Here is a 14,479-nt window from a genome sequence, read left to right as displayed (position 1 = left end):
ACGTGACGAGTTGCTTGTTGGGCGATGGATGTTCAGCGGGCGATGTCGAACGCAAACATCAAGTTCTGGTCGCGAATGAAAAGCTTGCCATCAGCGACGACCGGATGGGACCAGATCGCGCCACGATTGTTGCTGCCTCGATTACCTTCGAACGTCTTCGGCAACTTCAGTTCGCCGACCTGCTGAAAGCCTTCGCGGTTGGGCACGACCAAACGGACGATGCCATCTTTATCGCCGTAGCAATACAGCCGCCCGTCGGCAAAAGCGATTGATCCGCTTTGGTTGGGCCGCGCCAATTGGGTCCACAGCACTTCGCCGCTGCGGTGGTCCTGGGCCATCCATTCGCCACGGTTGGTCCGCGAACAGCCATAGATCACACCGTCGACCAGGACGACGCCGCCGTGATGGTTCTGCATCGACTTTACCGATTCGGCGTACAGCACCTCAGCGGTCAAGCGATCGCCGTCACTGGACAATTCGATCAATTGATTGCCCGCGTTGTAGTCGCTGGTGTGATAGATCAGCGATCCGTCGATCACCGCGGTGGGAATCACGGCCGTTTGGTTTCCGGTCGCCGGCTCCATGAAAATTTGGCGACCGGTTTTGGCATCGATGCCAATCAAGCCGGCTTTGACCGCGGTCACATAGTACGGTTTTCCATCCAGTTCGCCTTTGACGATCGATACGTATTGGGCGGGTTCTTCGATGCCTTTGGTGGTCCAGGTGACATCGCCGGTCTTGCGATCCAAACCGACGATAAACATTCGACGACCGGGGGTGACAAGGACTTTGTTCCCGTCGACCAGCGGCGATTCGCTGTAACCCCATTTGGGAATCTCACCGCCGAACTGTTCGACCATGTCGACTTTCCATTGCAGTTGTCCGGTCAGATCAAAGGCCGCGACGACGCCGATGTCGCTGACGACAAAGATTTGATCGCCATCGACGGTGGGGGTTCCACGCGGGCCGCCGCCCCATCCGTCCAGGTAATCGTCGCCGGTGCCGGCGCGACAGAACGGAGTGCTCCAGATCATGGATCCATCGTCCGCACTGATGCAGTGCAGATAACATTGGCCGTCCAGGCTGCCCATCGTGTAGATCCGGCCGTCGACCATCGCCGGCGACGAATACCCGATGCCCAGCTTGTCATTCTGCCACGCCATCGCGGGGCCGCCTTGGGGCCACTGTTGCAGGTACCGGCCGGCATCAGCGTGGCCGTCGCGGTTCGGACCACGCCACTGTGGCCAGTCTGCCGATACGGTTCCGGCGACCAGCACAAGGACAAACGACAGGCACCGCCATCGGTCGGCGCGCAATGATACGGTAGGCGATTTCATGGATGTTCGATCACGGGTAGGAAGGTTGATCGGGGGGCCGAACGAAGCACTGAAGGCGACACTCGGTGAAGAGGAAGGATGACGTTCATGTCGCAAAACGGGCAATGCTAAGGTTTGTTTGTAGCGTAATTCACGCCGGCTTGGTCGTCACGATCCAGAAAATCATCCGTCTGCAGGCTGACCATTCGCTGGTAATGCCCGTCACCGGCCAACAGTTCGTCGTGGCTTCCGGATTCGACAATCCGGCCGTCTTCCAGAACCACGATGCGATCGGCATTGCGAATGGTACTTAGCCGGTGGGCGATCACAAACGCCGTGCGTCCGGCCAATAGATCGACCAGACTGGCTTGGATCAACTGTTCACTTTCACTATCCAGATTGCTGGTGGCTTCATCCAAAATCAAGATCTGTGGATCAGCCAGAATCGCGCGGGCGATCGCCAGGCGTTGACGCTGTCCGCCGGAAAGCTTGACCCCACGTTCGCCAATCATTGTGTCGTAACCGTCGGGAAGCGAACGGATGAATTCGTCAGCCGCCGCCGCGGTTGCCGCCGCCACCAATTGGTCATCGGTGACACGCCGCCGTGCGTACGCGATGTTTTCAGCAATCGTTCCGTCGAACAGGAAAACGTCCTGTTCAACGATCCCCAGCAAACGTCGATAGCTGGAAAGTTCGATGTCACGCAGGTCCGTTCCGTCGATCGCAATGCTGCCGGCGGTGGCATCGTAAAAGCGTGCGATCAAATTTGTCAGCGTGGTCTTGCCCGCACCGCTGCGTCCGACCAACGCGATCGTTTCCCCCGGCCGGACTTCCAGGTTGATGTCTTCTAGCACCAACGTGTCTGAACCCGGATAGGAAAAGCTGACGTCGCGAAACGTCATCGCCGCCGGGACGATCGGGGGCAACGTGATCGCGTTGACCCGCGTCGGCAACTCTTGGTGAATCTCCAAAACATCCAAGACTCGATCCAAGCCCGCCAGATTGTTTTGAAATCCCACCGCGCTGCCGGCCAATGTTGCCAAGGGTCCCAACAGCATGGTCAGATAAACCAAAAACATCATCAGGTCGCCCAGCGTCAAATCACCTTGCAGAATCTGGTAGCCGCCGTAGACCAGCAAGCCGGTACTGGCCAGCGGAATGACCACCTCCCAAATCGTTTCGATGATCCGAGTCCAACACCAAGTGAAAAGTTGTTGACGGACCAAAAAATCGCCTTCGCGAACGTAACGCGACGATTCACTGCGATTGCGTGAAAACGTCCGAACGACTCGGATCCCGCCAAAGGTTTCGGTCGCCCCGCTGTCGATTCGTTGACGCTGTTTGCGAACGTCGCGGTACAGGGGGCGGATGCGGTTGATCCATGTCCGGTGCGTCACCCAGACGATCGGCAACAGCATCAATCCGCCCAGCATCAGTTTCCAGTCCACCAGCATCAAAATGACCAGGCTGCCGACGAACTGGACGATCGCCCGCCACGGGTTGTAAATCATGCTGAAGATCAGATCGGCAACCCCGCCGGCGTCTTCGCGGATCAGGCTGGCAACGCCGCCGCTTTTCAGATCGTAAACCTGATGCAGCGGCAACTTCATTGCATGGTCAAAAACTTTCCGTCGAATCGACACTTGGGTCTGATTGACGGCTTTGGTGGCAATCCATCGGCTGGTCAAATGAACGACCGTCGCGACCATCGTGATGACCGTCACGGCGACGGCCACACCGATCAATAGTCCCAGACGATCAACAGGGACACCGTTGCTGTCGACCCACGACGGAACTGAATCGGCCAGCCAGGTCGGCAAGGGTTCGGGGGGATTGGTCAGCGCCGAATCGATTGCCAGTTTCGTGCCCAGTGGAGGCAGCAAACGCAAGGCAATGCCGATGGTCAGCAGAGCCAGTGACCCGACGATGGAAGACCGATGGCCGCGTGTCAGCCGAATGAATTCACCGAATAACTCGGCAAACTTGCGTTCGCGTTCACCCAGCTTTTTGGCCGATCGATCCGGTCGGTGGGGGTGCGACGGTACTGCAGCACCGCTCTTGTATCGTTGCCGAATCTGGTCGCGGTATTCTGCGAATCGCTTTCGGCTGGGCTGCACAGGCATGGAGGAACAACAAACGCGAAGGAACGGCAATACGGTCGATCAAGAAATCGGTCGGCCAACCGGTACGTTGTCAAGTCGGCAAAGTCAGTGTGTCGTATCATGCCAGCAGGTCAACCGAGGCGTCGTAAGGTCTCGGTGACGTCGGCAACGTTGTTACAGAGCAGTTTTCACCATGATCGTTGGCGTACCCACGGAAGTAAAAAAGGATGAGTATCGCGTTGCCATGCTGCCGGTCGGCGTGGAGGAATTGATCGCCGATGGGCATCGCGTGGTCGTCCAGACGGGGGCGGGACTGGGGTCCGGGTTGGCAGATCATGACTACCTGAAAGCTGGCGCCGAGATCGTTGCCACAGCCGACGACGTGTTTGCGGCTGCCGATTTGATCGTCAAAGTCAAAGAACCCCAGCCCGAAGAATACCTACGGATTCGCAAGGGTCAGTGGCTATTTACTTACTTTCATTTTGCCGCCAGTCGCGAACTGACCGAAGCGATGGTTCGGTCCGGTGCGACCTGTCTGGCTTACGAGACATTACGCGATCCTTCGGGACGTCTGCCGCTGTTGACCCCGATGAGCGAAGTGGCCGGGCGGATGAGTGTTCAGCAGGGGGCAAAATACCTGGAGCGTCCTCAACTGGGACGCGGCATTTTGCTGGGCGGTGTGCCCGGCGTCCCGCCAGCGCATATCACCGTTTTGGGCGGCGGCGTGGTCGGTGCGAATGCGGCAAAGATCGCCGCAGGCTTTCGAGCCGATGTGGCCATCCTGGATGTGAACCTGGATCGGCTTCGCTATCTGGACGACACGATGCCGCCCAACGTCAACGTGCTGTACAGCGACCGACACACGGTATTGGAACAACTGGCTCGCGCCGATTTGGTGATCGGCTCGGTGCTGATTCCTGGCGCGAAAGCGCCCCAACTGGTTCGCAAGGAAGATCTGCGTTTAATGAAATCGGGTAGCGTCGTGATCGATGTGGCGATCGACCAGGGCGGCTGCATTGAAACCAGCCGACCGACCACCCACAGTGAACCGACGTTCGTTGTCGATGAAGTGGTTCATTACTGTGTGACCAACATGCCAGGTGCGGTCGGCCGGACCAGCACGTTCGCCCTGTGCAATGCGACACTGCCCTGGGTGCGACGGATTGCCGATGCGGACCAGGCGACCCTTGTGCAAGATGCTTCGATTCGGTCCGCAATGAATATTCATGATCACGGTGTCACCAATGAAGCGGTGGCGCGTGCGTTCGACATGGAATGCAGCAGTGAATGATCCATCAAGCGTCACGCGATCGCGGAATGCGGCTCCGGTGCAACCGGATGCACTGAATGGGTGGGGGCGTGCGTTGCGGTGGATTGCCGGGCGAACCAGCGTGCTGCTGGTCTTGGCGGTTCTGATGACTCTGGCCGGATACGCCGGTCGGTGGCACTGGTTTGCCGACGCGATGAATCACACCCGCTGTCACCTTATGGTAGGGGCATTGGTGGCGTTGGCAGTATTCGCCGCCGTGCGATGGTGGCGCTGGGCGTTGACGGCCGGTGTCTGTTTCGCCGCCAACTTTTGGTCGGTATGGCCGGTGGATTGGGTGATGCCGGAACGAAAAGTTGTGGCCGAAGGCCCCGAGGTCCGTGTGCTGTTTTGGAACGTTCACGCCAGCACCGATCAATGGGAACAAATCCAGTCGGTGATTCATCAGGCCGACGCGGATGTCGTTGCATTGATCGAATTGAATCATGCGTTGGTGCCGGCGCTGCAACCCCTGCGTCAGTCGCACCCGCATTACCAGGAATTGTCTCGCTCGGGGGCATTCGGATTGGGCGTCTACAGTCGGCGTCCGGTCACTTGGGTCAAGGCAGGCGGGGATCCGGCAGAAATTCGCGGCACCATCAATGCCGGTGAAGCCGATCTGGATATTTGGGCGGTCCATACGCTTCCGCCGATGGGCACGGCAAACTTGGCGGAACGCAATGGGCAGTTGCGGGATCTTGCTGTGGGGCTTGCGGACGACGTTCGCCAGCACCGCCGCGTTATCGTCGGTGGTGATTTCAACATCACGCCCTGGACTCGCGAGTTTCGAAAGCTGGTTCAAGTGTCTGGGTGTCGCGATTCCCGAGATTCGCGTGGGTATCAAGCGACGTGGCCGCGATCTTTGGGACCGCTGGGGATACCGATTGATCACGTCTTGGTCAGCCCCGATGTCCAAGTCATCGATCGCACGGTGATCGGCGGCGACGTCTCCGATCACCGTGCTGTCTTGTGCCGGTTCCGCCCGGTCGGTGCTCTATGACATTGGATCGGCGGCAGCAAAAACGCGGCCAGTGTTGTCCGCCCGGCGGAGTCGTGTTCTCGCTACAATTTGCCACATGAGTGCCATCGATATTGCCGTTTTGTTGACTTACTTCGCCGTCATGATCGCCATTGGTGCATGGGCGTCACGCCGTGTGCGCGATCAAGAAGGCTATTTCATGGGAGGCCGCGGTTTCGGCAAGCTGTTGCAGACCTTTGCCGCGTTTGGTGCCGGAACGGGGGCACACGAACCGGTGACCGTCGGGCGGACCGGTTGGACCAGCGGTCTGTCGGGGGTCTGGTCGGCAATGATGTGGCTGTTCGTGACGCCGGTGTATTGGATCACGGCGGTCTGGTACCGACGAATGCGTCACCTGACTTTGGGCGATTGGTTCGTCGAGCGATACGATTCCAAGTTGTTGGGTGCGGCGTACACGCTGTTCGCCATCGTGTTCTACATGTTCTATCTGTCGACGATGTTGTCGGCGGTGGCGAAGTTTTCGATTCCCTTGATCGGTGCCGAAACGATTTTCGGATTGCCGGCGGCATTGGTGTTGATTCCGTCGATCTCGGTGGTCGTGATTTTGTACGGCGTTTTGGGAGGGCTGACCGCGGCGTATTGGACGGATTTGCTGCAGGGAATCTTCATCATTCTGTTGTCGGTTCTGCTGATTCCGTATGGCCTGTGGCAATTGGCCGAACGGTTCGGGGGCGACGCCCCGGTGACAATGCAGACGGGGTTCGAAATCCTGCACCAGCGTGTTTCAGCCGACTATTTCCAGTTGTTCGCCGGACCGTCCAGCGGCGAGTTCCCGATTCATTACATCTTGTCCCTGACGGTGCTTTCGCTAGTCGGCATCGTCGTCCAGCCCCATTTCATCGCCACCGGTGGTGGTTCGGCAAAAAGTGAATTAGAAGCCCGCATCGGCTTGGTCGCCGGAAACTTCTTGAAGCGACTTTGTACGGTCGGCTGGGCGATGACGGCTTTGATCGCACTGGCATTGTTGGCCGATCAGGTTGAAATCGCTCAAGACCCAGATCGAGTGTGGGGCGTCGCGGCCCGTGAGATTTTGGGGCCGCTGAAATGCGGTTTGGTTGGCTTGATGTTGGCCAGTTTGTTGGCCGCGATGATGAGTTCGGCGGACACCTACATGATCGTCACGTCAGGCTTGGTCGTGCGAAATTGGTACGCCGCGTACGTTGATAAGGACGCCGATGAAGCAAGGTATCTGTTGGTCGGCCGCTTGGCAGGTTTGATCATGCTGATCGGTGCGGCATCGATCGCCATGACCATGTCGGACGTCTTTGGGCAATTCAAAATGGCCATTGAGTTGCCGATTCTGTTTGCGGCACCGTTTTGGGTTGGGATGTATTGGCGACGTCCGGGAAAGGTCGCCGTCTGGGGGACGGTTGCTTTTTCAGCGTTGGCGTTCTTTGTGGTTCCCCTTTTATTGCCGGCGATGATGCCTTCGCTGCGAACCAACGAATCCCTGTTGGCGGCGACACGACGTGTCACAACGACGGTCACGCGGCCGGCCACCGAGTCCGATGTCGCCAAGCGGCAAGCGTGGGATGCCGCCGATGAACAAATCACGGCGCGCAGCGACGAATTGGATGCCGATCAGATCGAACAGCAACGATCGCATCTGGGGCCGCCACCACCAGCCGCAGTCTTGGGGCAAGACATCACCGTCACACGCAAACGTGGCGGCCGGTCGGTGTACTGGCGCGGCGGGTTCGATGCAGCGGAGTCATTGGAGTGGCAGGTGGTGGATCGCCAATCCAACGACGGCATGCGCGTCGTGACCGAACAGCGTGTGGCCGGCGGCAAAGGTTCCGGGGCGCTGGATTTGGACCTGTGGTTTTACGAATGGATTGGGCTGGACTTGTCCGGTGCCAGCGACGCTTTTCTGCAGACGCTGCGATTGCCCGGGCGTGTGTTGATGCCGTTTCTGGTGTTGATGGTATTATCCACCCTGACTCCGCGGCCTCCGGAACCACAAACATCGCGATATTTTGCCAAGATGAACACGCCGGTGGATCCCGATCCGCAGGCCGATGCACAGCGGCTGGCTGCCGCGTATTCGGATCCCGATGCAACGAGTGGGAACAAGCTGTTCCCGGGATCCCAGTGGGAATTCGTCCGTCCAAACAAGATCGACGTGTTGGGATTCGTTGCGTCGGTGGGAATCTGCTTTCTGGTGATCTCGTTGTTGGTTTGGCTGGCCGGGCTGGGTAGCTAAGTCACCGCCCGATGGTCGTGGAAACGGACAATCACGAGCCCTCTGGTTTCTTCTTCTGCTGCAGTTCTTTTTGCTTTGCCAAAAAGTTTTGCACGTCTTCGGGCGTGATCACTTTCATGCGCTCGGTCACGTCCAGTTCGATGTAGTCGTCGGGTTCGTCGGGAACTTCCTGCGGCAGATCGGTCCACTCCAGACGAAGATTGAATTTGCCGATTTCGACCATCATTCCCGGGCTGATCACGGCTTTGTCGACCCGTTGGTCGTCGATGTAAACGCCGTTGGTCGACCCCATGTCGCGGACAATCAACGCGCCCTGTGGATCCAGTGTGAAGGTGCAATGGCGGCGGCTGATGGTCGAATCATTGATCGTGATGTCCGCAGCAGGGCTGCGACCCACGGTTGCCGGTACGGACAGCACCCACTGTTGCAGGTCTTTTCCCGAAGCGGTGTCGACCAGGACGAATTTGTAGACCATCGAATCACGCAAGCTGAAACTCCAGAGTTACCCGGTGATTTAACCCTTCCGACCAGCTTCGGTGTCGACCTGACGACGCGAATTTCGGAAATTTTGTGATGACCGTTTCTCAGCTACTCGCACTGCGGTAGCTGCCCAACGCCCGCCGAAATACCCACCGGCTGCCGGCCAGGCTGACCAATGTGGCCACCAACGCCCAACCGACCAGCCACCATTGATCGCTGGTTTCCGGATTGACGGGTTGGGCCAGGATGCGGGCCGGTACGTTCACAACCACCAGCACGGGAATCACGAACGTGAACAATCCGTACAACGCGGTGCCCCAACCGCGGTTGTAGATTTCCATCGGATAGCGGCTGAAGTTCGTGATGTAAAACCAAAAGTTGTAAAGCGTTTGGTTTCGTCCCAGCCAAACGCTGGTCGCGCTCAGGCAGATCATCAAGCTGTACATGATCACCACACCACAGCCGCAAAACAGGACGTATAAAACCACGGACAAAGCCGACGGTACCAAAGGATCGGTTTCGTGATGGGCCAAGCGGTACAACGCGACTGCCGCGATCACCAATCCCGCAGCAAAATTGGAAAGCGAACTCCAGCTGACCTTCCGAAACGAGATCAAGAATTGTGTATCGATCGGTTTCAGCAATGCGAAGTCCAGACCTCCGGTACGGATCAATTCACTGAATTCTTCCGCATTGGGCATGAAGAACGCTTGCACCAAGCTGTTGATGAACCAAGTCGTCGCCAGGAATAAGAAGAATCGGTCCTGGTCCCAGCCGGTGCCTTGACCGATCGTCGGTGTGAACTGAAAGATGATCAGATAGAACCCGACATTCATCAGCGTCCAACCGATGCTGCTGACGCAATCCAAGATGAAGTTGGTGCGAAACGTCATGTCGCGGATCAGGCTGTTCCGCGCGAACGTCGCAAAGACTTTTGGGTAGGAAGGATTCACGTCAAGGTCGACCGATGGCAATGGACAATTTGGGGAGAGGCTTTCTGCAGGCAGTGCCGCGCCGGAACGATTCGGTTCAGCCGCCGTACCCGCTGTAGCGTTCCAGGCCGCGCGAATAGGCGAAGCGACAGACCACGATAAAAAACGTCAGCCAAGCCGCTTCGACCGCCATCTCCAGCGGCAATTGATCGTCGGGAATCTTGTTCAAAAACACCGCGGCGGGGAAATAGGCCAAGTACTTGAACGGCAGAAACCGCACGACTTGACCCACACCATCGGGAAGCAGAGTCAGCGGAAACATGTGGCCGGACAGGAAGAAACTGAACAGCATGAAGACGAACAACAGTGAGGTGACTTCCAGAAACCAAAAACCAATCATTCCGATCGCGGCTTCCATGAAAAAGCCGATCAAGAATCCCATCACAAGGCTTCCGACGAAGGCTGCCAGCACGTGAGGTTCGGGCCAACCGTCGACGAAGTAACCGCGACACAGATAAAAGACAAAGGCGAAGGGTGCGATCGCCACGGCGTAATAGGCGATCTTGTGAGCGACGCGGTTGAGCAACAGAAAACTGATCAGATCAATCGGTTGAATCAGGTAACGCTTAATTTCACCATCTCGGATCTGACGTGCGATGCCCGATGCAAGGCCCGGCATGCTGCTGAATGCGCGGGCAATCATCGTTAACAGATAATAGGCAACGATGTCTCGGAATCCGAAACCTCCGATCTCCGTTGCTTCACTTCCATCGGCACTGCCGATGGCGTCGAAGACCGCAAACCACAAAAAGATCTGGGTGATGATCGGCAGGAAACGCATCAACGTTCCCAAAGCAAAATCGCCGCGGTAGACCAAGCGTTCGGCCAGTGCGGTCGAAAAAATCATCCGCCAGGTCGCAAGGCGTTGGCCCCACGTTGGTGGCGGTAGGGAAACCCCGGCATCGGCCAGCGTCGTGGAAGACAATGCGATAACCTTTGGTGGTGACTGCGGGAGGCAAGATTCAAAGCGACACGCCGATCGCGGCGATGTTTTGTAGCCAAATGGGCCGATGCCGTTAAGGTCCGCCCGACCGTGCACCGCCCTGCCCTGCCCCATCGGGTTGGTTTCACCAGGCGTGTCCGAACCGCTCTCGTCAAACCCCGGTTACCAGTTCCGGCCCCGTGACGCGCGGCGGACGTTCACCCCCAGCCGAGTCGTTCCTTACGTACTTACCCCCCCTCTCCAAACGAGACGCTCTCATGAAATCCTGTTTTGAACGTGTTTGTCCCCCAGCCCAATTCTTGGTGGCCGCGTTGGTGATGGTCATCGCCACCGGAGAGGCGACGTCATCGTGCATGGCCGACGATGTGGTTTCGCCGCAGCGTCAGGTGATGGATTTGTGGCCCGACGGGGTTCCCGGCGCAACGCAAACGGGCGAAGGCGATGTGCCGCAATTGATCGTCACCCACGCAGAATCGCGCGACGCTGTACCGGCCGTCGTGATTCTTCCCGGCGGTGGCTATCACGGTCGAGCGATGGATCACGAGGGCTATCAAATTGCGGACTGGTTTCGATCGATGGGGTTCACTTCGGCGATCTGTACCTACCGTGTTCGCGGTCAGGGCAACGATGGGAAAGGCTATGGGCATCCCTATCCCATGACCGATGCCCAACGCGCCATCCAGACGGTTCGCGCCAATGCGAAAGAATGGAACGTGATCCCTGACAAGATCGGAGTGATCGGTTTCAGCGCGGGCGGCCACTTGGCATCCACCGTTTCAACACACTTCGCAGACACCAATGTCCAGCAGGGCGACCAAATTGCGGAAATTAGTTCGCGACCAGACTTCAGCATCCTGTGTTACCCGGTGATCGCCATGGGGGTGGATTTCACCCACGCGGGAAGCCAACGAAATCTGTTGGGCACCGACCCCGATCCCAGGCTGGTCGCGTTGATGAGTAATGACAAACAGGTCACCGCGCGGACGCCGCCCACATTTCTGTTTCATACCGCTGCGGACACCGTCGTGCCAGTGAAAAACAGCTTGGTGTACTATCAAGCCTGCGTGGACCACGGCGTGCCGGCTGAAATGCATGTCTTTCCCGAAGGCCGCCACGGCGTCGGGCTGGCGAAGGAAATCTCCGGTGCATCGGCTTGGCCGGATCTGTGTCGGGATTGGTTGCAGCGCACCGTGAAAAATTGACGTGCCTTGATCACGCCGGCCACCTGCGATCAAGCGGTGGCAAACAGCCGGCCGCGAGATTGCGTTGCCGAAGCGGCTTGAACGTTGGCCGGCGACATTCCGCCGGGCACTTCGTGTGGGCCTCCGGCGAATCCCTGTGCAAGCGGCTGGGTTTCAAACGACTGTAGCGTTTGCATGAATTCGTTCTTGGAATTTCCGGTGCATGCGGCGCACAACATGCGGACTTCATCGGGATCGGTGATTTCCGCCAGGGGGCTGAGGCCGGCACTGCTTTGGGATAACACCAGCACCTTCGAACCACAACGCACCAGACAGATACGATGACGGGCATCGATTGCGGTGCTGCCCAGCGGGGTCAGGACTTGTTGTGGCAATTCGCCGCCGCCACGTGATGACGCACCGAAACGTCGGGTGAACCAAACAAACCCGGCAAACAGCCCCAACACGATCACCAAACTGGTGCCGGTGGTGATCAGCGGTGCGGGGATTGATGCCGTCGTTTTTTCATTGGGTTCGCCAAAGGACGGGGACGAGTCCGCGTCTTGACGCAGTGCCGGAAAACCGCCAGACCGGGCCACGATGCGTGTGTCGGATTCCGGTTCGCTGAGCGATGTTGAATCAAACTCCAGCCCATCGTCCGACGGGATTTGCATCCTCCGTTTCGCGGTCACTGACGTACCTTGATCATGGACGACCGATTGATCATGGACGGCATAATGTGATTGCGCCTGAGCCATCTGAGGTGCGGCGACCGACAAGCCAAAGCATGCGATGGCTGCGGCGATCACGGGGGCGACGCCACGACAACGAGAACGCTCGGTGGGCTGTGTCGGTTGCGTCATGGCGAAAGATCCTTCCATTTCCCCAAAAGATAGCCCGTTGGTCAGACTCCGACCAATTCGGTGACACGAACACAAAAGTTGTCGTTCATCACCAAGACTTCGCCGCGGGCGATCAAGCGTCCGTTAACGAACACGTCGACCGGGTCGCCGGCCAGTTTGTCCAAGGCGACGACGCTGCCGCTGCGTAATTGCAGGACTTCGTCCAAACGCATTTGGGTGCGTCCAAGTTCGATCCGCAGGTCGAGTTCCACGTCACCCAACAGGTCGACGCTTTGCCGATCCAGTTCGCCCGGGCTGTCCTGCAGTGGGTCCAGTTGAAACGGTGCCGGTTCGGCGTCGGCCGATACAGGATGATTGACCGCTTGATCCAAACCACCGGACGCTTCGGCCAAGAGTCGTTCGATGTCGTCCGTACTGAGGTTGTCCGCGGCGCCGGAGCCATCGGCGGCGTCCGGTGTCGGGGCATCGGTGATCGGGTCGACGGCGGCATCGGTCGCAGCCGACGCATCGGCGGCGGACGCGTCGTCGGGTTTGGGTTGACCGGCGTTTTCAGACACGATGTCGTCCTTGCATGGTGCCGCGGTGGTGTTGATCCGTCCCTGTCACGATCAACCGGGGCCCTTGGGTTGGGCGGGCAGCCGCAATCCGACCGCCGAGTTTCACGCATCGACGTCCGGCCGTCGGCACAGCCCCGGCGTCGCGTGGTGGCGACGTTCCGAACTACTGTTCACGCAGCTGGTAGTTGTGGAATCCGACTCCCAGTAACAGGTCTTCATCCAACAAGTGGTTACATGTCGTCAAAATTCGTCGTTGGAGCAAGGCCAGTTGGTTGTCTTTCAGTTCCGTCAGCTCGCTGTTGCGGATTTTCATTCGGATCGCGTGCCGCAGACGCCCCTGTTTGGATTCGAATTCCTTTTCCATCTTTTCCAGATTCTTCTTGCGAATCAGACCGAACAGCGTGATTTCGACCGTATACATCCGCTCGGTGTCGATGGGGCTGAAGGTTTCACCGAAATCGCCCAGATTGAATTCGATGCTTTGGTTCTCATCGTATTCCTGTTTCACGGTTTCTTCCTGACCCTCCTGGACGGATTCGATCAGGCTTTGTTCGGCCAAAGCGCTGACTTCATCGGCACTGGGAACCAGGAAAAAGAACATGCCCGTTTCCACCAGGACGACCATGGCGACAAAGGCCACGATCAGTCCGATGTTGCTACGCGGCTTCTGCGGAGCTTCGTTGACTTCGTCTGCTTTGGTTTCGTCGGTGTCTGCCATCAGATCGACTCCGAGTTAGAAGTGGAATATTCGTTGCGGCCGCTGCGTCGCTCTTCCTCGGTCCCGTGAAGGTCGTCCACGGTTTCGTCCAACAGAAAGACTTCCACCCGCGGATTGCGCGACGTGGCCGCATTACCGGCGCTGTTGTGCATCGGTTCGGTGCCCCCGGCGGTGGCGATCCGAAACCGTTCGGCTTCGATGCCTTCTTGTTCGATCAGGTACCGGCGGACCGCGTTGGCCCGCTTGAAACCCAGTTCCATTGCCTTGCCCGTACCACGTGTACGTGCGGCGAATTCGGATGACGTGTGCCCACGGACTTCGATCTTTTGTGGTTTGCCACGCAGTTGTGCGGCGGCTTCCTTCAAGATCCGCTGCGCCGTCTTGTCCAGTTCATCGGACCCCATCGGGAAAAAGATCACCGAACCGACCGCGGTCATTTGGCCGGGCCGCACGATTCGAACGTGTGGGTCTTCACCGGTCGGTGCCTTTTGTGGAACGCCACCTTTAGCGGTGTTTTTGTTCTTGGCACGACCGACTGTCGACAGGACGGAAAAGTTCGATTCCCGTGGTTTTGATTCACCAGGCGTCAATGCTTCGATCGTACGTTGATAGCCAAACGAACGCTGCATCGAATCGACCAACGCCTGATAGGTTTCTTCTTCTTTGATTTCGCTAAGAGACACCAGCATGATGAAGAACGTCAGCAACAGACTCATCATGTCGCCGAAGGTCACCACCCACTCTGGGATGCCCATTTCTTCCGGTTCTTCGTTCATGGA

Annotated in this window: 13 protein-coding genes; 4 read left to right on the top strand and 9 right to left on the bottom strand. The window is 58.0% G+C overall.

Annotated features, from left to right (window positions below; genetic code table 11):
• Window positions 1-32: 32 nt before the first annotated feature.
• Both Mal65_RS21980 and Mal65_RS21975 read right to left on the bottom strand, forming a co-directional pair.
• Window positions 33-1,337 carry a BamB-related PQQ repeat family beta-propellar protein gene (locus Mal65_RS21980; RefSeq protein WP_145302671.1) on the bottom strand — a complete coding sequence of 435 codons (1,305 nt, stop codon included), beginning with the start codon at window positions 1,335-1,337 and terminating at the stop codon, window positions 33-35.
• A gap of 107 nt (window positions 1,338-1,444) precedes the next feature.
• Window positions 1,445-3,439 carry an ABC transporter ATP-binding protein gene (locus tag Mal65_RS21975; RefSeq protein ID WP_145302668.1) on the bottom strand — a complete coding sequence of 665 codons (1,995 nt, stop codon included), beginning with the start codon at window positions 3,437-3,439 and terminating at the stop codon, window positions 1,445-1,447.
• Window positions 3,440-3,611: 172 nt separating this feature from the next.
• Between Mal65_RS21975 and ald the strand changes: the two genes are divergently transcribed.
• The 3 genes from ald (at window position 3,612) to Mal65_RS21960 (ending at window position 7,966) form a co-directional block, all read left to right on the top strand.
• Window positions 3,612-4,709 carry an alanine dehydrogenase gene (gene ald, locus Mal65_RS21970; RefSeq protein WP_145302665.1) on the top strand — a complete coding sequence of 366 codons (1,098 nt, stop codon included), beginning with the start codon at window positions 3,612-3,614 and terminating at the stop codon, window positions 4,707-4,709.
• Window positions 4,702-5,724 carry an endonuclease/exonuclease/phosphatase family protein gene (locus Mal65_RS21965; protein WP_165701453.1) on the top strand — a complete coding sequence of 341 codons (1,023 nt, stop codon included), beginning with the start codon at window positions 4,702-4,704 and terminating at the stop codon, window positions 5,722-5,724. The genes ald and Mal65_RS21965 overlap by 8 nt, the downstream gene beginning before the upstream one ends.
• 76 nt (window positions 5,725-5,800) lie before the next feature.
• Complete coding sequence (locus tag Mal65_RS21960) at window positions 5,801-7,966, top strand: sodium:solute symporter family protein (RefSeq protein ID WP_145302660.1); 2,166 nt, start codon at window positions 5,801-5,803, stop codon at window positions 7,964-7,966.
• A 31-nt stretch (window positions 7,967-7,997) separates the two neighbouring features.
• Here the strand turns inward: Mal65_RS21960 and Mal65_RS21955 are convergent, their stop codons facing one another.
• The 3 genes from Mal65_RS21955 to Mal65_RS21945 form a co-directional block, all read right to left on the bottom strand.
• Window positions 7,998-8,453, bottom strand: a complete 456-nt coding sequence (locus Mal65_RS21955; protein ID WP_145302656.1) for an FHA domain-containing protein — start codon at window positions 8,451-8,453, stop codon at window positions 7,998-8,000.
• Between the two features lie 97 nt (window positions 8,454-8,550).
• Complete coding sequence (locus tag Mal65_RS21950; RefSeq protein WP_174820227.1) at window positions 8,551-9,339, bottom strand: ABC transporter permease; 789 nt, start codon at window positions 9,337-9,339, stop codon at window positions 8,551-8,553.
• A 136-nt stretch (window positions 9,340-9,475) separates the two neighbouring features.
• The gene (locus tag Mal65_RS21945) at window positions 9,476-10,285 is read right to left on the bottom strand and encodes an ABC transporter permease (protein WP_145302651.1); all 810 of its coding nucleotides are present in this window, start codon (window positions 10,283-10,285) and stop codon (window positions 9,476-9,478) included.
• 353 nt (window positions 10,286-10,638) lie between these two features.
• Here Mal65_RS21945 and Mal65_RS21940 point away from each other — a divergent pair, with 353 nt between their 5' ends.
• Window positions 10,639-11,583, top strand: a complete 945-nt coding sequence (locus Mal65_RS21940) for an alpha/beta hydrolase (protein ID WP_196784371.1) — start codon at window positions 10,639-10,641, stop codon at window positions 11,581-11,583.
• 29 nt (window positions 11,584-11,612) lie between these two features.
• Here Mal65_RS21940 and Mal65_RS21935 read toward each other — a convergent pair whose 3' ends face one another.
• From Mal65_RS21935 to Mal65_RS21920, 4 genes are all read right to left on the bottom strand, one after another.
• Window positions 11,613-12,425, bottom strand: coding sequence for a FliO/MopB family protein (locus Mal65_RS21935; RefSeq protein ID WP_165701452.1), 813 nt, complete (start codon window positions 12,423-12,425; stop codon window positions 11,613-11,615).
• Window positions 12,426-12,466: 41 nt separating this feature from the next.
• Window positions 12,467-12,982 carry a flagellar motor switch protein FliN gene (fliN, locus tag Mal65_RS21930; protein ID WP_196784370.1) on the bottom strand — a complete coding sequence of 172 codons (516 nt, stop codon included), beginning with the start codon at window positions 12,980-12,982 and terminating at the stop codon, window positions 12,467-12,469.
• A 163-nt stretch (window positions 12,983-13,145) separates the two neighbouring features.
• Window positions 13,146-13,700, bottom strand: coding sequence for a dihydrolipoamide acetyltransferase (locus Mal65_RS21925; RefSeq protein WP_145302645.1), 555 nt, complete (start codon window positions 13,698-13,700; stop codon window positions 13,146-13,148).
• Window positions 13,700-14,476, bottom strand: coding sequence for an OmpA/MotB family protein (locus Mal65_RS21920; protein ID WP_145302642.1), 777 nt, complete (start codon window positions 14,474-14,476; stop codon window positions 13,700-13,702). Before Mal65_RS21920 ends, Mal65_RS21925 begins: the two co-directional genes overlap by 1 nt.
• Between the last annotated feature and the right edge of the window lie 3 nt (window positions 14,477-14,479).

It is taken from the genome of Crateriforma conspicua, assembly GCF_007752935.1.
Taxonomy (GTDB): Bacteria; Planctomycetota; Planctomycetia; order Pirellulales; family Pirellulaceae; genus Crateriforma; species Crateriforma conspicua.
Note: the sequence above shows the minus strand (reverse complement) of the source record. Positions and strands in the feature narration are given on the sequence as shown.